Origin of the sequence: Mangrovimonas futianensis, assembly GCF_021245805.1 — a bacterium.
Taxonomy (GTDB): Bacteria; Bacteroidota; Bacteroidia; order Flavobacteriales; family Flavobacteriaceae; genus Mangrovimonas; species Mangrovimonas futianensis.
This window is the reverse complement of sequence record NZ_JAJJNF010000004.1, coordinates 67332-91380: the sequence shown is the minus strand read 5'-3', so window position 1 is coordinate 91380 and position 24049 is coordinate 67332. Positions and strand designations below refer to the sequence as shown.

Annotated in this window: 20 protein-coding genes; 11 read left to right on the top strand and 9 right to left on the bottom strand. The window is 37.6% G+C overall.

Features of this window, described 5'->3' with window-relative positions:
- Positions 1-37 precede the first annotated feature (37 nt).
- From LOK78_RS07715 to LOK78_RS07685, 7 genes are all read left to right on the top strand, one after another.
- Entirely contained in the window at positions 38-3115 is a 3078-nt protein-coding gene (locus LOK78_RS07715) for a SusC/RagA family TonB-linked outer membrane protein (protein WP_232634513.1), read from the top strand.
- Positions 3116-3129: 14 nt separating this feature from the next.
- Positions 3130-4590 (top strand): RagB/SusD family nutrient uptake outer membrane protein, encoded by a 1461-nt coding sequence (locus LOK78_RS07710; protein ID WP_053969868.1) that lies wholly within the window; start codon positions 3130-3132, stop codon positions 4588-4590.
- Positions 4591-4601: 11 nt separating this feature from the next.
- Positions 4602-6677, top strand: coding sequence for a PKD domain-containing protein (locus tag LOK78_RS07705; RefSeq protein WP_232634512.1), 2076 nt, complete (start codon positions 4602-4604; stop codon positions 6675-6677).
- A gap of 11 nt (positions 6678-6688) precedes the next feature.
- A complete protein-coding gene (locus LOK78_RS07700) occupies positions 6689-7573 on the top strand; it encodes a glucan endo-1,3-beta-D-glucosidase (RefSeq protein WP_232395735.1) in 885 nt (294 codons plus the stop codon).
- Between the two features lie 56 nt (positions 7574-7629).
- Positions 7630-8748 carry a family 16 glycosylhydrolase gene (locus LOK78_RS07695; protein ID WP_232634511.1) on the top strand — a complete coding sequence of 373 codons (1119 nt, stop codon included), beginning with the start codon at positions 7630-7632 and terminating at the stop codon, positions 8746-8748.
- 6 nt (positions 8749-8754) lie between these two features.
- Positions 8755-11076 (top strand): beta-glucosidase BglX, encoded by a 2322-nt coding sequence (bglX, locus tag LOK78_RS07690; RefSeq protein ID WP_370465559.1) that lies wholly within the window; start codon positions 8755-8757, stop codon positions 11074-11076.
- Positions 11077-11349: 273 nt separating this feature from the next.
- Positions 11350-12363 carry a LacI family DNA-binding transcriptional regulator gene (locus tag LOK78_RS07685; protein ID WP_166962178.1) on the top strand — a complete coding sequence of 338 codons (1014 nt, stop codon included), beginning with the start codon at positions 11350-11352 and terminating at the stop codon, positions 12361-12363.
- A gap of 74 nt (positions 12364-12437) precedes the next feature.
- Here the strand turns inward: LOK78_RS07685 and LOK78_RS07680 are convergent, their stop codons facing one another.
- A complete protein-coding gene (locus LOK78_RS07680; RefSeq protein ID WP_232395738.1) occupies positions 12438-12737 on the bottom strand; it encodes a hypothetical protein in 300 nt (99 codons plus the stop codon).
- A gap of 398 nt (positions 12738-13135) precedes the next feature.
- On the bottom strand, positions 13136-14368 hold the full coding sequence (locus tag LOK78_RS07675; RefSeq protein ID WP_336246332.1) for a 3-deoxy-D-manno-octulosonic acid transferase: 1233 nt from the start codon (positions 14366-14368) through the stop codon (positions 13136-13138).
- Between the two features lie 89 nt (positions 14369-14457).
- On the opposite strand from LOK78_RS07675, the gene LOK78_RS07670 reads away from it, so the two are divergent.
- From LOK78_RS07670 to LOK78_RS07660, 3 genes are all read left to right on the top strand, one after another.
- Entirely contained in the window at positions 14458-15615 is a 1158-nt protein-coding gene (locus tag LOK78_RS07670; protein WP_232395740.1) for a DegT/DnrJ/EryC1/StrS family aminotransferase, read from the top strand.
- Complete coding sequence (gene galE, locus LOK78_RS07665) at positions 15608-16630, top strand: UDP-glucose 4-epimerase GalE (RefSeq protein ID WP_166962189.1); 1023 nt, start codon at positions 15608-15610, stop codon at positions 16628-16630. Before LOK78_RS07670 ends, galE begins: the two co-directional genes overlap by 8 nt.
- 174 nt (positions 16631-16804) lie before the next feature.
- On the top strand, positions 16805-16996 hold the full coding sequence (locus LOK78_RS07660) for a hypothetical protein (RefSeq protein WP_166962192.1): 192 nt from the start codon (positions 16805-16807) through the stop codon (positions 16994-16996).
- Positions 16997-17030: 34 nt separating this feature from the next.
- Here the strand turns inward: LOK78_RS07660 and lspA are convergent, their stop codons facing one another.
- The 4 genes from lspA to LOK78_RS07640 all read right to left on the bottom strand — a co-directional run bounded on the left by lspA (position 17031) and on the right by LOK78_RS07640 (position 20314).
- Positions 17031-17522, bottom strand: coding sequence for a signal peptidase II (gene lspA / locus LOK78_RS07655; protein ID WP_232395741.1), 492 nt, complete (start codon positions 17520-17522; stop codon positions 17031-17033).
- On the bottom strand, positions 17522-18415 hold the full coding sequence (gene fabD / locus LOK78_RS07650; RefSeq protein WP_232395742.1) for an ACP S-malonyltransferase: 894 nt from the start codon (positions 18413-18415) through the stop codon (positions 17522-17524). The genes lspA and fabD overlap by 1 nt, the downstream gene beginning before the upstream one ends.
- A gap of 68 nt (positions 18416-18483) precedes the next feature.
- Positions 18484-19386, bottom strand: a complete 903-nt coding sequence (locus LOK78_RS07645) for an alpha/beta fold hydrolase (protein ID WP_232395743.1) — start codon at positions 19384-19386, stop codon at positions 18484-18486.
- A gap of 4 nt (positions 19387-19390) precedes the next feature.
- Entirely contained in the window at positions 19391-20314 is a 924-nt protein-coding gene (locus LOK78_RS07640; protein WP_232395744.1) for a dihydrofolate reductase, read from the bottom strand.
- A gap of 288 nt (positions 20315-20602) precedes the next feature.
- Here LOK78_RS07640 and LOK78_RS07635 point away from each other — a divergent pair, with 288 nt between their 5' ends.
- Positions 20603-20905, top strand: a complete 303-nt coding sequence (locus tag LOK78_RS07635) for an isoamylase early set domain-containing protein (RefSeq protein ID WP_166962204.1) — start codon at positions 20603-20605, stop codon at positions 20903-20905.
- A gap of 100 nt (positions 20906-21005) precedes the next feature.
- Here the strand turns inward: LOK78_RS07635 and LOK78_RS07630 are convergent, their stop codons facing one another.
- From LOK78_RS07630 to LOK78_RS07620, 3 genes are all read right to left on the bottom strand, one after another.
- Positions 21006-21830, bottom strand: a complete 825-nt coding sequence (locus tag LOK78_RS07630) for a thymidylate synthase (protein WP_166962211.1) — start codon at positions 21828-21830, stop codon at positions 21006-21008.
- A gap of 92 nt (positions 21831-21922) precedes the next feature.
- Entirely contained in the window at positions 21923-23350 is a 1428-nt protein-coding gene (locus LOK78_RS07625; RefSeq protein WP_053969790.1) for a NupC/NupG family nucleoside CNT transporter, read from the bottom strand.
- A 12-nt stretch (positions 23351-23362) separates the two neighbouring features.
- Entirely contained in the window at positions 23363-23974 is a 612-nt protein-coding gene (locus tag LOK78_RS07620) for a bifunctional nuclease family protein (protein ID WP_053969789.1), read from the bottom strand.
- Between the last annotated feature and the right edge of the window lie 75 nt (positions 23975-24049).

The following is a 24049-nucleotide window of genomic DNA, read 5'->3' as shown; positions in this document are numbered from 1 at the left end:
TCTAATTTTAAACAACTAATAAAAGTTCAGACTAATTATGAATTCAAAAATTTTAACATTTACATTATTCTTATTAATGTCGATGTTGTCTGTCGCACAGGAAGTCAACATCACAGGTACAGTATTGGATGCAGATTCCGATATGCCTTTACCTGGTGTTAATGTCATTATTAAAAACACCACAAAAGGGGTGGCTACAGATTTTGATGGAAATTTTTCATTGGAAGGTGTACCGCTAAGTTCTACTCTGGTATTTTCTTATGTAGGTTTTGTCACTAAAGAAGTCCAGGTCGTTAATTCAAATCCAATAACTGTTCAGCTTATGCCTGATAGCCAATCATTGGATGAGGTTGTTATTGTTGGATATGGACAACAAAAGGTAACTAATGTTTCTGGTTCCATTTCAACAGTTAAGAGTGAAGCTTTGGAGCAGCTTAAACCTGTAAGGGTTGAAGAGGCCCTACAAAGTCAAGCTACAGGGGTTAATATTGTTTCAACAGGTTCTCCTGGTGCGGCTCCTGCTATTGCGATTCGTGGAATTGTTTCCAATGCTGGAAGTAGTCCATTAGTAGTGATCGATGGTATTCAACAATCTATAGCTGATTTGAATGCCTTAAATCCATCAGATGTTGAATCCATGAACGTTTTGAAAGACGCAGCCACAGCTGCAATTTATGGAGTTAAAGGTGGTAACGGGGTTATTTTAGTGACAACCAAATCAGGAAACAAGAGTGGGAAAACTACTTTTAATTTTGATTCAAGTTATGGAATTCAAGAGGTTACTCGCACTATTGATGTTCTTAATGCCAGTGAATATGCCGCTATTTTAAATGAAGCTAGTTCCAATGCCGGACAAGGTCTTGTTTTTGATAACATAGGCAATTTAGGAGTTGGAACTAATTGGCAGGATGAGGTGCTTAAGGATGCACCAATTCAAAGTCATAATGTGAGTGCAGCAGGTGGTTCAGATAATATGACCTATTTTATATCTGGAGGATATCTTGGGCAAGATGGTGTCGTTGGTGGTGGTGATAAGTCTTATTTCGATAGAATTACCTTGGCTGAAAGATTAAACATTGACCTATCTGATAAGTTTAAAGTGTTGGTCAACAATAATTATGCTAATATTAAAGGTAAAGCCTTGGCAGAAAATAGTATTACAAGTGTGCTTTCCAATGCCTTGAACTTTGATCCTACGTTACCAGTTTATGATGAAAATGGTAATTATAGTATTAGTGATAACATTACTCAGGAAATCGTTAATCCTTTAGCATTAATTGATAACACCTATAATAATAACAATACCAACAAATGGTTTGGTAAGCTGGAGCTTCAATATGAGCCTATTGAGGATTTGAGAATTTCTTCAAGATTCAGTTATACTTATGTAGATGTGTACAATAAAAGTTTCTCTCCATTAGTATTTTATGGTGTAGGTCATACCGCTACAAACGCCAATCCAGATCTTTCACCAATAGTGACAGTCGATCCTGAAACAGGAGAAGAGACTTCTACTCATAACAGGGTAAATGAGTCTAAAACAACTTATTTTACTTATACCTATGAACTATTTGGTAACTACGATTTCAGTATAAATGAAGCTCATAACTTCCAGACTGTAGCGGGGATGTCCCTTCAAAGATATAAGGGAGAAGGCTTAAGTGGATCAGCACAAGATATTCCCTTTAACTCTTGGGAGTATGCAGATATAGCATCAGCAACTGGAGATTTAGCATCTCAACAAACGGGATCTTGGTCTGATGTGAAAAGGAACATTTCCTATTTTGGAAGAGTTAATTACGACTATAAAGACAGATATTTATTGTCATTCACGGGAAGAGTAGATGGTTCAACTGTTTTTGGAACAGATAATAAATATGGTTTCTTCCCTTCAGGTTCTTTAGGTTGGGTGCTTTCTAATGAAGAATTCTTTGATGTTAATGGCATTGATTTTCTAAAACTAAGAGGAAGTTATGGTAATGTTGGTAATGACAATATCTCTAACCAATTTTCAAGTATTTCAACCTTTCCTAAATATACTTTCGATGGCAATATAATTGCGGGTTCTACACTTGGAACCATACCAGATGAAACGGTGTCATGGGAAAGTCAAATTCAAATGAATGCTGGTCTAGACATCAGATTGCTTGATAATTCCTTATCTTTTACAGGAGACTATTATCAAAAAACAACTGAGGATTTATTGTTCGCTCCAGTATTACCTCCTTCAGCAGGAACAGTAACTTCACCTCCTACAAATATTGGTACTTCAAAAACAAACGGTTTTGATTTATCATTAACTTATAATAAATCGGTTTCTGAGGATTTTTCTATCAATACAAGTTTAAATGTAACTACGGTTAATACCGAGGTAACTGAGGTAAATAATGATAGTAAAAGACAAGATGGTGCTGGATACGGAATTCCTTTTACCGTTATCAATCGCTTTGAAGAAGGTTACTCTCCATGGTATTTCTATGGGTACAAAACCGATGGTATTTTCCAAAGTCAATCAGAGATTGATGGTCACGCTACCCAAAACGGAGCGCAACCAGGAGATATCAGATTTGTAGATGTTAATGGAGACGGTGTTATAGATGATTTGGACAGAACCGAAATTGGGAATCCATTTCCAGATTTCACCTTGGGATGGAACTTAAGTATCAACTACAAGAGTTTTGATTTCAATGTTTCCACATTTGCTTCAGTTGGTAATGATATTTACAGAGCTTATGAGAGAAATTCGGCGTTCACCAACCGTTCAGCCAGAACTTTAGATAGATGGACAGGTCCAGGAACTAGTAACTCAGAACCTAGAGTCACTTTTGTGGACAACAATAACAATACCCGAGCTTCAGATAGATATATTGAGGACGGAAGTTATTTCAGGTTCAAGAACATACAATTGGGCTATACCCTGCCAAAATCACTTTATGATGCAACAGGTTTAAACAATGTTAGAATTTATGCTCAAGTTAAAAATGCCTTCACTTTTACCAAGTATTCTGGTTATGACCCAGAGGTTACAGCTGGAAGTTTTGTAGATACTGGTATTGATAGAGGTGCATATCCAATTCCAAGAATTTGGATGATGGGTATCAATGTTAAATTTTAAAAAAAATGAGATCTATGAAATATTTTAAACACACTTTAATGATTTGCGGTATGCTGCTGACTTTTCAGGCCTGTTCAGATTATGTAGACCTTGAAGCTTCAGAAGTGTATCAGATTGATGCAGATTCTTACTTCCAATCCGAAGCCAATTATCAGGCAGCACTTATAGGAAGTTATGATCCATTACAATGGTTGTACTTAAATACCTTGATAGGAGATATTGCGTCTGACAATTCTTTTTGTGGGGGCGAAAGCGCCACAGACGTTATAGGGTTGCAACAAATTGACGATATGACCCACTACCCTCAAAATGATAATTTAACCTCTATCTGGAGATGGTGTTTTGAAGGCGTGAATAGGGTTAATTATATGGAAGAAAACAAAAACAAAATTGATTTTGATGGCAAAGCAGCACTTTATGGAGAAGCCTATTTTTTAAGATCATATTATTATTTTGAATTAGTCAAATTCTTTGGTGGCGTTCCATTGATCACAGACAGACGTTTAGATGCCTCTGATACTGGAACGCTTCAAAGAGCTTCAAAAGAGGAAGTTTATGCTCAGATTGAAGCCGATTTGCTAAATGCTATTGACGTGTTGCCTGCATCTCAAAACCAAGCAGGACGCGTAACCAAGTCTGCGGCTCAAGCTTTACTAGGAAAAGTTTACTTATATCAAGATAAATTTTCTGAAGCTGCGTCCATGTTACAAAATGTAATTGGTCTTTACAGTTTGGTGCCCGATTATGGCAGTCAATTCTTGAAGTCTGGTGAGAATGGTCCAGAATCTGTATTTGAAATTCAATATTCTAATGAATCTGAATGGTGGGATTGGGGTTGCCCAACCTGTGGTGAGGGTAATTTTGGAATTATCCATAATGGACCAAGAGCTTATTCAGGTCCTGAATTTGCAACAGGGTGGAGCTTTAATTTGCCAACTCCTAATCTTTATAATTCTTTTGATGAAGCCGATTCCCGTCGAGATGCTTCCATCTTGGATATTGAGGCATGGGCAGCTGAAACTGGTGCAAGTTATGCTGAAGGTTATGAACATACAGGATATTATAATAGAAAATATATCCCAAGAGCCGGAGAAAGTGGAGCTCAGACTGAATTAAATTATTTGAATAATTACAGAGCTATTAGATATGCCGATGTATTACTAATGGCTGCTGAAGCTAATGCTCGTGGTGGAATCAATGAGGATTTGGCAAGAAATTACTTGAACCAAGTACGCCAACGTGCTTTTGGTAACAGTGACCATAATATCAGCACTTCAGGACAAGCCTTAGTTCAAGCTATTTGGAATGAGAGAAATTTAGAACTTTCCATGGAAGGTCATAGATTCTTTGATTTGGTAAGAACTGGTCAAGCGGCTTCAGTTATTGATGGATTTGTGACTGGCAAACATGAATTATTCCCAGTTCCTCAGTTAGAAGTGGATATATCTGGATTAAACCAAAACCCTCAATACTAAAACAAATGATAATGAAACAATTAAAATATATATTCCAACTGTTTTTGATAGCTACTTTGGCACTCACTTGTGCTGAAGACGATGACAATGCCGATTTTGTCCAAACTGCAAAAGCACCTTCAAATGTGGAGATTACATTTGATGTTACCCAAGACAATAGTGGAATGGTAACTATTATTCCGACGGCGGAAGGAGCGGTTTCTTTTGATGTAGTTTTTGGAGATGCTTCAGAAAATGAGGAGCTTCCCAATGGCGAGTTTGCAGAACATATTTACGAAGAAGGAACTTATAACGTGAGTGTCATTGCTAAAGGAATCACCGGGTTAACTACAGAAGCTAGTCAGCAATTGGTGGTTTCCTTTACAGCACCACAAAATTTAGAAGTAACCATAGAAAATGACCAAGCAGTTTCAAAACAAGTTAATGTAACTGCTACAGCAGAGTATGCTATTACTTATGATGTGTACTTTGGAGAGGCAGGAAATGATGATCCTGTATCTGGAGACATTGGAGAGACGGTTTCTTATACCTACCAAGAGCCAGGTATTTATACCATAACGGTGGTAGCTATGGGTGCAGCTATTGAGACTACAACTTATACCGAAGAGTTTGAAGTGACTGAAATCCTTCAGCCAATAAATCCTGCTCCTACCCAACCTGCAAGGTACGAGTCAGATTATATTTCAATTTTTGCCGGCGCTTATAACGATGTGCCTGGAACGGATTATAATCCAGACTGGGGGCAATCTGGTCAGGGAAGTAGTTATGCTATGTTCAATTTGAATGGCGATGAGATGCTTCAGTATATCAACTTAAGTTATCAGGGTGTTCAATTTGGGGAAACTGTTGATGCTTCAGCCATGGAATATCTGCACCTAGATGTATGGACGGCAGATGTGGATCAAATCCAAGTGTTCCCAATCAGTTTGGCGACGGGTGAGCAACAGGTAACTCAAGATTTAACCGCTGGAGAATGGAATAGTTTTGATATTCCCCTTTCAGCATTTACCGATCAAGGTTTATCCATGGCAGATTTGCACCAATTTAAGTTTGTTGGTGAACCATGGGCAGCTGGAACGGTCTTTATTGATAATTTATATTTCTGGAAAGCACCAGCTGCTGCTTCAGGATTAGAGGGTGTATGGCAATTAGCGCCAGAGGCCGGTGCACTTATGGTAGGACCAAGCCCAGGTAGTGGTGAGTGGTGGACCAGTGATGCCCAGGTGGTAGCTGATAGAGCTTGTTATTTTGATGATTATTATGTGTTTAATATGGATGGTAGTTTCCAAAATGAACTTCAAGGCGAAACTTGGCTTGAAACTTGGCAAGGTGTAGCAGCAGAACAATGCGGCGTGCCTGTTGCGCCTCATGACGGATCAGCAAATGCCACATTTATTTATGATGAGGGCGCTGGTACTTTAACAGTGAATGGCACCGGGGCTTATATTGGATTACCTAAGGCAAACAATGAAGGGGAGTTACCCAATGTCGCTGTTCCGAGTTCTATCACATACAACGTTACCTTAATGGATAATAACAATACCATGATTGTAAGTGTTGAAGCCGGTGCCGGAGTTTTCTGGACCTATAAATTGGTAAGATACATATCGCCAATTGTTGGAACATGGCAGTTGGCACCCGAGGCTGGATCCTTGATGGTAGGTCCTTCTCCTGGTAGTGGTGAGTGGTGGTCTATCGATGAGCAATCTGTCTCTGATAGAGCATGTTACTATGACGATTCTTATGTATTTATGTCAGATGGATCTTTCAGTAACGTTTTAGGAGATGAAACATGGTTAGAAGCTTGGCAAGGTGTTGAGTCTGATCAATGTGGAGCTCCTGTTGCGCCGCATGATGGATCTGGTTCAGCAAGTTTCAGTTTTGATGAAGCATCAGGAAGCTTGACTTTAAGTGGTTCTGGAGCTTATCTAGGATTGCCTAAGGTGAATAATGAAGGAGAATTACCTGGTGTTCCCGTACCTAATAGTATTACTTATGAGACCACATGGATTGACAATAATACAATTACAGTATCCATTGAATCAGGATCTGGAGTGTTCTGGACTTATAAGCTTATTAAAATTTAAAAAAGGAAAAGATGAAGTATTTAAAATATATCTATAAAGTATGTCTCTTATCTGTGCTCATTGTTATTAGTGGTTGTGAAAAAGATGAGTATGAATTTGGAGAGATAGTAAACCCTTCTAATTTAACAATCTCAGCTGAGATTGTAGGGCAAGATGCCGATAATCCTTATGGAGATGGAAGTGGTGAAGTGCATTTCAATGCCTCGGCAGATAATGCGATCACCTACAAGTATATTTACAACGGCTCGGAATCTATGACTCCAAATGGGACAAAGTCCTACAGTTTTGGAGTAACAGGAGTTCATACCTATACGGTTACGGTTTTAGCCATAGGTACAGCAGGTGTGACATCAAGCGCAACGATAGATGTAGAGGTATTGGCATTGTACAATCCACCAGCAGATCTTATCACAATGTTGACTGCTGATGGTACTAGAACTTGGCGAATCAAGGCGGAGACTGCTGGCCATTTTGGTGTTGGTCCAGCTGACGAGACAAGTCCTATTTGGTGGGCAGCAGCGCCTTACGATAAAGACGGTAAAGGGGCTTATGATGATACTTGGGAATTTAATGTGGATGGTACTTTTACCCATATCACAAACGGTACTGGTTATGGACAGGCCGGAGCTTTGGATGCTGATTTTGGTGTTGGAGGGCAAACGCCCAATGGTGATAATGAGTATGAAAATTATCCGTTGGAAAACTATTCTGGAAATTGGACGCTTAGTGCTCCAGGAGGACAGGAAACTTTAAGTTTTTCAAATTTAGGATATCATGGATTCTATGTAGGCGGTGATCACAGTTATCAAATATTATCTCGATCTGATAATGAAATGACAATGAAAACAGTTGGTTCAGATGGTAATGGATGGTTTGTGATTTTTATCGCAGATTAAATAAGTTAGGGGGTAAGTGATTTCATTTGCCCCTTTAAAAAGTATGTAATTGAACAATGAAAAATAGTAACAAATTGATAGCACATATTCTAATTAGTTTAATGACGGTTTGGAGTATATCTTGCTCTAGTGGAGATGATCCTTCTGATAATTCTAATAATGGAAATCCAACAGAGGAGCCCATTTTCCCCTCTGGATTAACGGTTCAAATAAGTAAGGTGGGGTCTGATTCAGAAAATCCTAACGGGGATGGTTCAGGGACGATACAATGTGTTGCCTATGCAGATGATGCTGTAAAATATGGCTTCCGATTCGGAAATGGAACCGAGATGGAAAGTTTGGATGGCACCATGGAATTTACCTATACCTCTCCTGGAACCAATGAATATACAGTATATGTGTATGCTTACTCTGCCACAGATCATAGTGTGAATACATCGCAAACCATTACACTATATGTTGATGATACTTATGAGTTGGTTTGGTCAGATGAGTTTGATGTGGATGGGGCTCCAGATTCCAGTAAATGGGGGTACAATATTGGAACAGGTCAAAATGGATGGGGTAACAATGAATCTCAGTATTATACCAACCGTCCAGAGAATGCGATAGTAGAAAATGGGATGTTAAAAATCACTGCAAAACGTGAGAACTATTTGGGCTCAGAATTTACTTCAGCAAGAATGTTAACAAAAGATAAGTATGAGTTCACTTATGGCAAACTTGAAATCAGAGCCAAATTACCTTCTGGAGGAGGTACTTGGCCTGCATTATGGTTGCTAGGGGCCAATATTGATGAAGTAAGTTGGCCTGCCTGCGGTGAAACCGATATTATGGAGCATGTAGGAAATAATGAAGGTTTTGTTCAAAGTGCGATACATACACCATCAAGTTTTGGTAACACCACTAATCTTGGTGGACAAACGATAGGGGATGTGACCAGCCAATTTCATGTTTATGAGTTGGAATGGACTCCCGAAAAAATGGTGTTTTCAGTGGATGGAAACGTACATTATACCTATCAACCAGCAAATAAAAATGACCAGACCTGGCCGTTTGACTTAGACCAATTTATCATTATGAATGTAGCAATTGGAGGCAATCTGGGAGGTACAATAGATCCCGAATTCATGGAGGGAACTATGGAAGTAGACTATGTAAGGGTATATCAATAATTTATCATGAAAAGATTATCAATTTATTTAGGGGCAATTTGTCTCCTAGGAACGCTATGTTCTTGTACTAACTTTTCTCAGGGTCAAGAAATAGGATCTGTTTCAATGAAATCAGGAACTACGGTACTTGATTCGGAAATTGAAGGAAAGGTAGATTCGTTACTTTCTTTGATGACTTTGGAGGAGAAAATCGGTCAAATGAATCAGTATAGCGGTTTTTGGGATGTCACTGGACCTAAACCTGAAGGTGGGTCGGAGGCCAAAAAATATGAGGATTTAAGAAAGGGATTAGTTGGCTCCATGCTCAACGTTACTGGGGCCAAAGAAGTTCTTGAGGTTCAGAAAATAGCAGTGGAGGAGACTCGATTGGGGATTCCATTGCTTATTGGATTTGACGTGGTTCATGGGTTTAAAACTGTTAGTCCTATTCCATTGGCAGAGTCGGCCAGTTGGGATATGGAAGCTATAAAAAGATCTGCGGAGGTGGCTGCTAAAGAAGCCGCTGTAAGTGGAATCAATTGGACTTTTGCTCCAATGGTTGATATTACAAGAGATGCCAGATGGGGAAGAGTTATGGAAGGGGCCGGTGAAGATCCTTTTTTGGGAAGTGCCATTGCGAAAGCAAGAGTGACAGGTTTTCAAGGGGATGATTTGACTTCTCCTTTTACGATTGCTGCATGCGCCAAACATTTCGCTGCTTATGGTTTTGCTGAATCGGGAAGAGATTACAATACAGTCGATGTAGGTACCTCTACCTTGTACAATATTGTTTTTCCACCATTCTTGGCTGCAAAAGAAGCAGGAGTCAGAACCTTTATGAATTCATTCAATGAAATAAATGGTGTGCCAGCTACGGGAAATGCTTGGTTGCAAAGAGATATTTTGAAAGGAAAATGGGATTTCAATGGTTTTATGGTTTCTGATTGGGGGTCTATCAATGAAATGATTTCCCATGGACAAGCTGAAAACGGAAAATATGCAGCTGAAAGAGCTGTAATCGCTGGGTCAGATATGGATATGGAATCCTACCATTATCTTAATTACTTGGCAGAATTGGTAGAAGAAGGTAAGGTGAGTGAAGACTTAATAAATGATGCCGTGAGGAGAATTCTCAGAGTGAAATTTGAATTAGGACTTTTTGAAAATCCTTATCAGTACAGTGATCCATCAGTCGAAAATGAAGTTGTGGGAAGTCAAGAAATTCAGGATGCCGTTTTGGATATGGCTAAGAAGTCTATTGTGCTTTTAAAAAATGAAAAGAGCCTGCTTCCACTTAAAAGATCGGGACAAAACATTGTAGTAATTGGTGCATTGGCTAGTGATAAAACAAGTCCTTTGGGGAATTGGCGAACTGGGGCCGAGAATGGTACGGCGGTTTCATTACTTGAAGGATTGCAACAATATCAGGGAAACACTATTACCTATGTTAAAGGACCAGCCTTTGTGGATGGCGAGATATCTTTTCCAAAACAATTGCAAATAAATCAAACAAAAACTTCAGGTATGATAGAGGCAGTGAACGCTGCCAAAAAAGCAGATATTGTGCTTGTTGCTTTGGGTGAGCATGGTATGCAAACAGGAGAAGGTAGAAGTCAAGTAGATATTGGGTTGCCAAAATTACAGCAGCAATTGCTAGAAGAAGTTTATAAGGCGAATCCCAACGTAGTTTTAGTACTGCACAATGGGAGACCAGTAGCTATTCCATGGGCCGCCGAACATATTCCTTCCATTTTAGAGGTTTGGCAGTTAGGAATGCAAAGTGGACATGCCATAGCCCAAGTGTTATATGGAGATTATAACCCTAGCGGAAAATTACCGATGACTTTTCCGAAGGCCGTTGGTCAAGTGCCTATTTACTATAATCATAAAAGTACAGGTAGACCTAATGAGCCCGCTCCAGGAGAGGTTTTTTGGTCTCATTATACAGATATGGATAACGATCCTTTATTTCCATTTGGACATGGCTTAAGTTATACCCAATTTGAATATCAAGATTTAAAAGTGGAGGTTGATCCTAGTCAAGTATTGGTTTCATTCGAATTGAAGAATATTGGAGATTTGGATGGAAAAGAAGTGGTTCAGGTATACATACAAGATGTTTTTGCGAGTATTACGCGACCAGTTAAGGAGTTAAAGGGATTTGAGTTGGTCAGTCTAAAAGCTGGAGAGTCTAAAGCCCTAAACTTTATTTTGACCGATAAGGAATTGGGATTTTATAATAATCAGGGTGAATTTTTAGTGGAGCCTGGTGACTTTAAAGTATTTGTAGGGGGTAGCTCAAATACAGTATTAGAGTCAGAATTTAACTTGGCACAACAGCTTCGTTGAACTGAGGTTTGATGTTAAGTTTCAGGTGATGCTTGTTGCCTTGATTTTTTAAAAAAGGTTCTGAATTGTCAGAACCTTTTTTGATTTTAGGTCTTATTAGGAATTGCAGATTTTAGCTCCTTTAAGGTTGTTGGAAAATTTACAAAACATTAAGCCTATAAATTTGGTAATTCAATTAAAAGGTAAAATATTCGCAGTTGGAAATATTTTCATTAGGGTATTAACAATTTTATTGCATAAAAAGTAAAAAATATCTATCTTAGAATATAGATTATGCCATCCAAGACGACATTAAAAGATTTAGCGAATTTAGCTGGGGTATCTGTTTCAACAGTGTCTAAAGCATTGAATGACAGTCCTGAAATTGGGCTGAAAACAAGAGTTCGCATTAAAGAAATTGCAGAGTCCTGCAACTACATACCCAATAACATTGCTAGAAGCTTAAAGTCAAAATCCACCAAAACGATTGGGGTTGTGATTCCGGCTATTTTGTTGGAATTTTTCAGTAAAGTACTTTATGGGATTGAGATTGAGGCCACCAAAAGAGGCTACAAACTAATTATCTGTCTCAGTAATGAAAAGCAGAAAAAGGAAAGTGAGAGTATAGATACTTTTATCAATGGAAGTGTTGACGGTATTATATTGTCTTTGGCTGAAGAAACACAACGTTTAAAAAGTTACGCGCATCTCGATAAAGTTTCAAAGTACAATGTACCCATGGTTATGTTTGATAGGGTGACAAAAGATGTATTTTGTGACACGGTAACTATAGATGACTTTGAATGTTCTTATGAAGCAACTGCTTTTTTAGCAGATCATGGTTCCAAACATATTGCCTTTGTCAATCCAATTAGTAATATTAGTGTGGGGCAACTGCGTTGTGAAGGGTATTTAAAGGCTTTGAAAGATAGAAATTTAAAACCTTTAATAATTGATGTAGATCATTACAATCAAATCGAAAAGGACTTAACTAGAACCTTGAAGGAGCAAAAGATAGATGGAGTGGTATGTGCAGATGAATACTCCGCTATTTTGACCATAAATGTGGCTCGATTAAATGGGTTTGATGTTCCAAATGACATAGCTGTTATTGGATTTACTAATGGATTAATGTCTGAACATTCTATACCTTCACTAACGGTTGTTAGCCAGCATGCTGAAAATATTGGTAAGAAAGCAGTCGAATTGTTAATTGATAGATTAGAAGGAAAATTGGTGAGTGATCCTGTTCACGAAGTTATCCATACTCATATTATTGAGCGAAATTCCACAAAGAAACTTAATTAATATGTTCTAATAATTAAAGAAAAAGTCTTACCGTTTGGTAAGACTTTTTTCTATCTATCAAAAGTAAATCTTTCTTAGTGACCGTCTGTAGCTTCTTCAACAGCATCACCAACAGCTTCTCCAGCTTCTTTGGTTTCTTCAACAGCGGTATCGATTGCCTCTCCAACTTCTTCCAAAGCACCTTCAGTTGCTTCTTCAGCGTCTTGAGCTGCTCCCTCAATAGCATCACCAGTGTCTTCTGCTGCTTCTTCAATAGCATCACCTGTGTTTTCCATTGATTCTTCTACGCTTTCTTCATTTTTGGTATCTCTACAAGAAGAGATTGTAAATCCTAAAGTTAGTAATAGAGCTACGCTTAAAAATAGTCTTTTCATTAGTGTAAAGTTTTTAGTGTTTAATAAAATTAATATATAGAATTACCTCTCAGTAATTTTATGTTAAATATTGTTTTTTAGGATCATTAATTTTTTGCAGTTTCATAGTCTTTGTCTCTGTTTTAAACCAGGTTTAAACATGTTTAAAGAATGCCAGCTACAATTTTGTGAACAATTTATTTAAAGAGTTCTAAACATCGTTGATTTATTTTTGCTTTTGCTCCTTACATGAAGTTGAGGTAAGGCTTCATATTTTAAAATATGATTTAGGAGTTGCTATTAATAATTTCATTGGTGTTAGTTAATAAACAAATTGGTCATCACGAAATTAACATTTAATTAATGAATATTACAAATGATTTTAATTATTTTTTTTGATTCGTAAAATATCCATGTTGTTAATACTTACGTATATAGTCCATGATTTGGATTACGGCACCTTTGTTTTTTTCAATATAGCGCTTATTAATGGCTCCTGAATTATTCCGAAGTGACTCATTTTCGATTAAATTTTTAAGCTGATTCGAAAATTCTTCTTGTGTTTTAATGCTGAACATACCTCCTAAATCAACCATATCATGGGCTTCTGGAAATTTATCATAATGAGAACCTATAATAATTGGAATTCCAAATACAGCTGGTTCTAAAGTGTTGTGAAGCCCTGTGGTTCCCACGGCTCCTCCAACATAAGCAATGTCCCCAACACTGTAAATCTTAGAAAGGATTCCAATTGTGTCTACAATAAATACTTGTTGGTTAGAAAGGGAGGATTCCTCCATCTCCGAAAACAGCATGGTAGGCTTATGGATGCTTGCTTTTAATTTCTGAATTTGCTCAGATTTGATATTGTGGGGAGCAATGATATAGGAAACATACTCATTGGAATAACTGTTGATAAATTCCGCCAAGAAAGCTTCACCTTCTGGCCAAGTACTGCCTGCTACCACGCATAACCTATTGTTTTTGAATGTTTCAATATAGGGTAGATGATTGTCAATGTTTAGTTGCTGACTCACTCGGTCAAAGCGAGTATCTCCAGAAATAGTGGCCTGCTCATAGCCTATTTTATTTAATAGATCTTTGGAATTGGCATCTTGGGTAAAAATGTGCTCAAAAGCAAATAATGCCTCTTTTATAACGTTTCCATACCATTTGAAGTATGCCTGGTTTGGCCTGAATAAGGCAGAAATTAGAATGGCTCTTTTGCCTCGTGTTTTTAATTCTTTTAGGTAGTTTGGCCAGATATCATACTTAACAAAGAGGGTTAAGTCTGGATTTACTAGATCGATAAATTTTTTGGCATTCAAAGGAGTGTCCCAAGGTAAATAAACGACCACGTCAGCAATAGGTGAGTTTTTCCTGATTTCATAACCCGATGGCGAAAAAAAGGTAAGTACGGCTTTATGGTTGGGATAAGTTTTTTTTATTTCCTGAAAAACGGGAAGGCCCTGTTCATATTCACCCAAGGAAGCGCAGTGAAACCATAATGTTTGATCTTCTGGTTTCAATTTGTCTTTTAAAATTTTAAAAGTTTCTGCTCGACCTTGAACTCCCAATTGCAGTTTATGATTGAATCGGGAAGCTAATTTTAAAAGAAATGAAGCCCAACGAATACCAAGATTATAGATCACTTTCAAGATAAAAAAACTTTTATGCTAAAATACATTGTTTAGAATAAATCCATTGGGGTAGGCAAGCTATTTTTGTAACTTTGTATCATATGAAACAAATACAAATGGTTGACCTTAAAGGTCAATATGCCGATATCAAAGAGGTGGTTAATGCCTCCATACAAGAAGTCATTGATACGACTTCTTTTATAAATGGACCCAAGGTTCATGAATTTCAGAAGAATTTAGAATCTTATTTGGGCGTCAAACATGTCATTCCTTGTGCCAATGGTACAGATGCATTACAGATTGCCATGATGGGACTTGGCTTAAAGCCAGGTGATGAAGTAATTACAGCCGATTTTACGTTTGCAGCTACTGTTGAGGTTATAGCGCTTTTGCAATTAACTCCAGTATTGGTAGATGTAGATCCTGATACTTTTAATATTGATGTAGAGGCTATTAGAAAAGCAATTACACCTAAAACCAAAGCCATTGTTCCTGTGCATTTGTTTGGGCAAGCTGCGCCTATGGAAGAAATTATGGCACTTGCCAAAGAACATAATCTTTATGTTATCGAAGATAATGCGCAAGGTATTGGAGGGAATTACACCTATAAAGATGGAACCAAGGCCAAAACCGGTACTATTGGTAATGTTTCCTCTACTTCCTTTTTTCCTTCCAAGAATTTAGGTTGTTATGGAGACGGTGGTGCCATCTTTACTAATGATGATGATTTGGCGCATATCATAAGAGGTATAGTTAATCATGGGATGTACGTGAGATATCACCATGATGTAGTAGGGGTTAATTCTAGATTGGATTCTATCCAAGCTGCAGTTTTGGATGCCAAACTTCCCAAACTAGATGCTTATAACAAGGCGAGACAAGAGGCAGCAGCTAAATATGATGAAGCATTTAAAAATGTTTCACAAGTACAAACGCCAGTGAGAAAAAGCAACGCTTGTTCTGGTAATTGTAATAATTGTGATTGCCATGTGTTTCATCAGTATACTTTAAAATTGACAGGTGTTGATAGAGATGGTTTAGCAAAATATTTAAATGAAAATGGTATTCCTTGTGGAGTTTATTATCCAATTCCTTTACATAAGCAAAAGGCCTATTTAGATGATAGATATAATGAAGCCGATTTTGAAGTGACTAATGCTTTGGTAGAGCAAGTAATCTCCTTACCAATGCACACTGAATTAGACGACGAACAAATAGAATTTATAACCGAAAAAGTAAAAGCATATATTAATGGCTAAAGTACTGGTGACGGGTGGCTTAGGATTTATTGGCTCCCATACTGTTGTAGAACTTCAAAATCGAGGCTTTGAGGTTGTAATTATTGATAATTTGTCTAACTCTTCCATCAACGTTTTGGATGGAATCACAGCGATTACAGGCATTAAACCTGTTTTTGAAAAGTTGGATTTAAGAGAGAAGGAGAAAGTCCAGGATTTTTTTAACCGCCACTCCGACTTACAAGGGATTATCCATTTTGCTGCAAGTAAAGCAGTAGGTGAAAGTGTCCAAAATCCGTTATTATATTATGAGAATAATATCAATACACTAGTATATGTGTTGCAGGAACTGCAAAAATTAGAGAGTGCCAATTTTATATTCAGTTCGTCATGCACGGTTTATGGTCAGGCAGATGAATTGCCCATTCATGAAAATGCTCCCGTCAAGCCGGCGGAATCACCATATGGGAACACCAAACAAATTGGTGAAGAAATCATTAAGGATGTTTGTAAAATCAATGAGCATTTGAAAGCCATTGCTTTGAGATATTTTAATCCGATTGGGGCACATGAGACGGTTGAAATTGGGGAGCTGCCTATAGGAGTGCCACAAAATCTAGTGCCTTTTATAACGCAAACGGCTATTGGAATTAGAGAACAGCTTTCTGTTTTTGGTGATGATTATCCAACTAAAGATGGGACTTGTGTACGAGATTATATTCATGTGGTTGATTTGGCCAAAGCTCACGTAGTAGCTTTGGAAAGATTGATGGAATCCAAAAATGAAGGTAATTACGAAGTCTTTAATTTAGGTACTGGAACCGGAAGTTCTGTTTTGGAGGTTGTTCAATCTTTTGAAAAAGTTTCTGGTGAAAAATTGAATTATAAGATAGCCCCAAGAAGAGAAGGAGATGTTACGGCTGCTTATGCAGATACCCATAAGGCAAACGATGTTTTGGGGTGGAAATCGGAGTTGACCTTAGACGATGCCATGTTGTCTGCCTGGAAATGGGAACAAAAATTGGCAAATTCTTAAAAAACAACAATATCAAATTGGCAATGATAGTGTCGTTTGGTTAAGGAATCCTAAGTCGATAACTTGTTCGATTGTGGATATTTTAATATCTTTTTGATTAACAAGGTTTTAAGGCTTTGTTTTTGGGATTGGTTTAAATGATTTGTTTCTTTGTATGATAATGCAAAGGAAATTATGAGACTGATAACAATAAAAAGAGAAACCAAAGACGAGCAAAGGCATACCCCAAAAATGGGCGCCCTATCAACCAAAGTAACGTATATTAAAAAGCAATTTTTGAATATTCCGTTTAAAACGATTCACAAGTACCGAGAAACCTATTACGGGAAAATTAAGGATTGTGAACAGTGCAATTTGGCGAGATAAATAGAAAAATATTGAAGTAACAAAAAAGCCTCTTTTAATTAGAGGCTTTTTTGTTTTTAAAACTACTGTAAAGCAACAGACCGAGGCCCAACATGACCGACATGTCTGCAACATTAAAAATACCGGTTCTAAAGACGCCTCCCAAATCTATATGAAAAAAGTCGGTTACCGAGCCATACATAACTCTGTCATAGACATTGGCAATACCACCACCTACAATACATGAAAACCCAATGACTGAGGCTTTGTCCAAGTTTTTGTTTTTTATAATGTAGTACATCACATATCCCAAAACGGCTAGAGGTAATATAAGTAATAGAATCAGGCGCAAGGTGTCATTCAGTTCACTTCCCATACCCAAGAAAGCGCCTTTATTTTCTACATTATGCAACGTGAAATAATCTCCAATAATTGGAGTTTCACTGTAAGGATCTACCTTAGCTCTCACTATAAATTTCGAAATTTGATCTAAGGCAATATTGAAAATCACCAATAGAATGATACCTGCATTTCTAGTGAACTTCATTAAAGGTTGGTTTCAAAGGTTGCAGAAGCTGTTTGGGCTTCTCTATTAATTTTTTTAACTAACCCTTGCAATACATTTCCAGGTCCCACTTCTGTAAATAAGGTAGCACCATCTGAGATCATGTTCTGAACAGATTGTGTCCATTTTACAGGAGCAGTTAATTGAGAGATTAAGTTAGCCTTGATATCATTTTCATTAGTCACAGCAAAAGTTGTGACATTTTGATAAATAGGACAAGACGGTGTGTTGAATTGGGTATTTTCTATTGCTGCAGCTAATTCTTCTCTTGCAGGTTCCATAAGAGGAGAATGGAAAGCACCACCAACTGGAAGCACTAAGGCTCTTCTTGCACCTGCTTCTTTCAAGGACTCACAGGCTTTATTTATGGCTTCTACTTCCCCTGAAATCACTAATTGCCCAGGACAATTATAGTTTGCCGCTACAACAATACCTTCGGTTTGAGAGCAAATATCTTCTACCAACTTATCTTCCAGTCCTAAAACGGCTGCCATCGTGCTTGGATTCATTTCACAAGCCTTTTGCATTGCCAGAGCTCTTTGAGAAACTAATTTAAGTCCGTCTTCAAAAGTTAAGGTGCCATTGGCAACCAAAGCAGAAAATTCACCCAAGGAATGGCCTGCAACCATATCGGGTTTAAAACTTTCTCCAAGGGTTTTTGCCAAAATAACAGAATGTAAAAAGATGGCGGGTTGAGTTACCTTGGTTTGTTTTAGGTCTTCAGCAGAACCTTCAAACATAATATCAGTAATGACAAATCCTAAAATATCGTTTGCCTTTTCAAATAATTCTTGTGCTAGAGGGGAGTTTTCATATAGGTCTAATCCCATTCCAGAAAATTGCGCCCCTTGTCCAGGGAAAATGTATGCGTTCATTCTCTTTATATTTAATTGGTGCAAAAATAGTGAATTCTATATAAGTGAATAAGTGTAAGGGAATAATATCAGTTATTAAACCGTTTGAGAAATCTGTCAAGTGCGCCAAAATAGATATTGGGTTGCTCCAACCAACCGTAATGGGCACAATGAGCTATGTAAACTAGTTCTGAGTTGTTGAATATTTGATGAGCTTCCTCAGCAATGGAGGGATCCAAAATGTCTTGCTTTCCTTGTATGAGGAGCACAGGTTTTTTAAAGGACTTCAAATCAGGTTTACAATCAAAGGAAATGGCTCGCATATCACGCCACAGAAGACTATTTATTTGCATGTTACTTTGGGTTAATCTATGAGCTATTTGGCCAATGAATTCTTTGTTGTATAAATACGCTGGAGCAAGATTCCTTCCTCTGCCTAATCTGGCTTGATAGCTAGTGTCGCCTTGTGAGATTCTTTGATTCCAATAATTAAGTGAATCTCTTTGAATGGAAGATAGATGGGATCTAATGTCTAAGTTATCCAAAAGTGATAAATCCAATCCGCCAGAGGAGGAAAGTATTAAGCCTTGAATTCGATCTGGGAATAATGTAGCATAACAGGAAGCTAGCATACCGCCAAAAGAATGCCCTAGCACAACCCATGATTCAATTTTCAAGTGTTTTCTGAGGGCTTCAATATCGTCTACCATCAATGTCATTGTTATTGTTTTTGATGATATGTCCTGCAGTTGGGATTGGCCAGTTCCTCTTTGGTCATATATGATGGTCTGATTGGTTTCTGCCAATCTTTTGGCTAATGATTCAAAGCCTTGGCTATTCATTCCCGGACCTCCATTAATAATCAAAACCGGTGTCCCTTTACCAAAAGTCTTAAAAAATAGTTGCCCGTTTTCTATGCCAATTTTTCCTGAGGTTTGTCCGGAAATTTGGAAACAAATAAATAGGAAAATGATTCTGAAAACAGGCTTCAATTGATTATTTTTTTACATAAGTAATAAAAGAAAAATCGTAGGGATGATTCGCGTCCTTGTTATGATAACTGCGAGCAGTTTCTTGCCATTGGGATTCGTTAATTTCAGGGAAATGTGTGTCTGCATTTTCAAAAGTACCGTGTACTCTTGTTAGCTCAATTTTATCTGCTAATGGCATTGCTTGACGATAAATTTCACCTCCACCAATGATAAAGGGTTGGGTATCGTTTTTAGAAGCATCAAGAGCATCTTTTAAATTATGAACAACAATAACGCCAGATGGGACGGTATAATTCTGTTGTCTTGTAATGACAATGTGTGTTCGGTTGGGTAAAGGTTTTGGGAAACTTTCAAATGTTTTGCGCCCCATGATGATGTGATGACCATTGGTGAGGTTTTTAAATCGCTTAAGATCGTCACTTAAATGCCAAATCAAATCGTTGTCCTTGCCCAAAGCATGATCTTCTCCGGCGGCAGCGATAATGGTCAAATTAGAACGCTTTTCAGATTTCCTGTTTTTTTCTGTTTCTTCTTGAATTTCCTTTTTGGCTATAGCTAATTCTTCGTCGTAAAGTTTGGCTTTGATAGTTTCAATACGTTCTTGTTGTTGGGAAACCAATCTTTCTAACTGTGATTTTTCCCATGACTCTCCCAAAAACTTGTTTGTTACAAATACGTTGATAAAGTGATATAGAAATAAGACAAACCAAAGAACAACGGCAAATACAAACCAATCAATACCGAGAATTTTAAAGTTCTCACCTATTTTCAATACCAGGTTGGCTACAATTAATAGGATAGCGCCTATAAGGAATAAAATAAAATGGGAGTATAATCTTTTTTTCTGTTTGATGCGTTTTTGGGCATGCTTAAAAAACGCTAATTGTTCTTGATCTACTTGAGGTATTTCTTTCTTTTTTCCGAACATTATGATTGATTTGCTATGGGTAAATTTACGGCATTTTTTACGAAAATGTTATCGTAAATGGAATTTGACTAAAAGGGGTGAAAAACGAAATCGATATCGTTGAAAATCAGCTCGTAAACATGAATTTATGCCGTTGTCAATCTCGTAATTTCAAGCTTGTTTTTTTTTGGAGTTTATGCTAATGTTAGCTAAATTTTGCCAAAACAACAATTCTTTCTGTAAACAACCTAAAGGAGTTGCATACCTAAAATAGATTTGCTTCTTTTGACCCAGAAAAACACTTGAATTATGGCTATTAAAAAACAATACTTAAAAAGCAAGCCTCTTTGTAAGGTAACTTTTTCAGTACCTGCAGAGGAGGCTAAAAAGGTGGAAGTTCTAGGAACTTTTAACGATTGGAAGGAGAAGAAAGCTGTAAAACTTAAGAAGTTAAAAAACGGGACTTTTAAAGGAACCGTTGACTTGGAAACCGAAAAAACGTACGAATTTAAATATGTTGTCGATGGCGAAGCTTGGTTGAATGATGATCAAGCGGATGCTTATGCATGGAGTGACTATGCAGGATCTGATAATAGTGTTTTAAATTTATAATTAGTTAAATTAGTTTGTGTGAAAAAACGCTCTCAATTGGTTTTGGGAGCGTTTTTTGTTTCTTTTTGTTCCCTTTTTTTGTTGAAGGAAATAGTTAGCATTACACTGCTACAACACCTTTAATATGTGGGTGTGGATCATAATCCACTAGGGTAAAGTCTTCAAAAGTGAAATCAAAAATATCTGTGATTTCTGGGTTTAAAATCATTTTTGGCAATGGTCTAGGGTCTCTTGATAATTGAAGCTCCAATTGTTCGTAATGATTGCTATAAATATGAGCATCACCAAAGGTATGAATGAATTCTCCTGGTTGGTATCCGCAAACTTGTGCCATCATCAATGTAAACAAGGCATAAGATGCTATATTAAAAGGAACTCCTAGAAAGATGTCTGCACTTCGTTGGTATAACTGACAAGATAATTTGCCGTCTGCTACATAGAATTGAAAAAAGGCATGACACGGAGGTAAGGCTGCCTTTCCGTTAGCCACATTTTCAGCGAAACTTTTAGAGGTGTCTGGCAGTACAGAAGGATTCCATGCCGAAACCAACATACGTCGACTGTTTGGATTAGTCTTTAGAGTCTCGATGACTTCTTTGATTTGGTCAATTTCATCACTGTTCCAATTACGCCATTGATGTCCGTAAACGGGACCCAAATCACCATTGTCATCAGCCCATTCGTTCCAAATTCGTACACCATTTTCTGTAAGGTATTGAATATTTGTGTCGCCTTTTAAAAACCATAACAATTCATATATGATGGATTTTAAATGCAGTTTTTTGGTGGTCACCATGGGGAACCCTTCATTCAAATCAAACCGCATTTGATATCCAAAAACACTTTTGGTGCCAGTACCTGTGCGGTCTCCCTTTTCGTTCCCGTTTTCTAAAACATGTTTGACGAGGTCTAAATATTGCTTCATAAGTCTCTCAATTCTATCTGGATAAAAATAGAAAAAAGACCAAGTAGAAACATCGCATATTTCTAATTAGATATGAAAAGTTATTAACGAAATTATCCGATAATCATTCCAGCAATAGTAGCTGAAAGGAGTGAGGCTACTGTTCCTCCAATTAGGGCTTTAATTCCGAATTCAGATAAGGTTTTCCTTTTCCCTGGAGCTAAAGATCCAATACCCCCAATTTGGATTCCGATGGATGCAAAATTGGCAAAGCCACAAAGCATGTAGGTGGCCATGATGACCGATTTCTCATATTTTAAATGAAGCAAATTCCCGATGTCCTTCAATTCTGCCAGTTGGATATAGCCAACAAATTCGCTGGCAACCAATTTAATCCCCAGAAGTTGTCCCATAAGAGCCATATCTTCTTGTGCTACCCCAATCAACCACATAATGGGCGCCAATAGGTAACCGAGAAGGAATTCAAGGGATAATTTTTCATAGATGGTATTATCAGCTACCAAGGTATTTAAGGTAGTGACATCTCCAAACCAACCTAAAATACCATTGATCATGGCTATAAAGGCTAAGAAAACCAATAACATCGCCCCAACATTAACTGCCAATTTGAGTCCTTCGGAAGTACCATTGGCAATGGCATCTAAAATATTGGAGCCTATTTGATCGTGAGTCACATTGATTTCTGAATCAATAGCTTCGGTTTGTGGATATAGTATTTTTGAAATGACTACAGCTCCTGGTGCAGCCATGACGGACGCGGCTAATAAATGTTTCGCATAAAACAGCTCCATAGCAGGGTCACCAGCTCCAAGGAATCTAATGTAGGCAGCTAAAACACCACCGGCTACGGTAGCCATCCCACCTATCATAACCAATAATATTTCAGAACGTGTCATTTTCTCCAAATAAGCCTTGATCATCAGTGGCGATTCTGTTTGTCCCAAGAAAATATTTCCGGCGACACTTAAACTTTCAGCTCCTGATATTTGTAGTACCTTGGTGAGTAACCAAGCCAAACCTTTCACAACCTTTTGAATGATGCCCAAATAAAACAACACCGAGGTTAGGGCCGAGAAAAAGATAATTGTAGGTAATATAGAAACGGCAAAGGTGGTTAAGGAATCTTCAATTTTATTGGTGATAAATGATTTGAACAGGAATTCAGTTCCTGCGAGCGTGAAATCTAAAATAGCAACAAAAAGACCACCAACCCATTCAAAAACAGATTGTACAAAGGGTATTTTTAAAACGCCAATGGCTAACAGCAATTGCGCCAAAAGTCCAAAGCCTACAGTTCGCCAATTGATAGCTTTTCTGTTTTTACTTAATAGAAAGGCAATGGCTAGAAGAACCACCATTCCTAAGGCGCCTCTTAAAAGACTGTTTATGGAAAATCCCGCACTACTTATGATGGGGTTACTAGTTGTCTGCTGGGTGATACTTTCAATGGTCGTGGTAGAATCTTGTGAAAACGCAACGGTTGTAAAAAGAACCAATAACAGAACAAAAAGTTTCTTCATATGTAGTGTGGTTTAGTTTCTTTTGGAAATTTCATCCCTTATTTTGGCTGCCTTTTCATAATCTTCATTGGCTACAGCCTCGTCCAACAAGGTGTGGAGTTCTGTTAGGGATTTGTTTTTGTAGTTGGTTTGTGAATCTGATTCAATTTCTTCGGCAATCATGTCGTCTACCAATACGCTGTCTTCAGATTCATCTGGAGAGTCTGGATTGATTTTTAGATAGATCCCTGCTTTGTCCAAAATATTTTTGTACGTGAAGATTGGGGCATCAAACCTTAAGGCTAAAGCAATAGCATCACTAGTTCTGGCATCGATGATTTCTTCAATGCCATCACGCTCACAAATAAGACTGGAATAGAAAACACCATCAACCAATTTGTGAATGATTACCTGTTTGACTACCACATCAAATCGGTCAGCAAAATTCTTAAAAAGATCATGAGTTAAAGGTCTAGGCGGACGAATTTCTTTTTCTAGGGCAATGGCAATGGATTGAGCCTCAAAAGCCCCAATTACTATGGGTAACTTTCTATCGCCGTCTACTTCGTTTAATATCAGTGCGTAAGCGCCATTTTGAGTCTGGCTGTAAGAAATTCCTTTAATGTTAAGTCTAACTAAACTCATAAATCATTCAAAAACACAAAGAACTGTTTAAATTAGGACTTTACCAAACCAAAAGAATAGATTTCGATTTTAGAC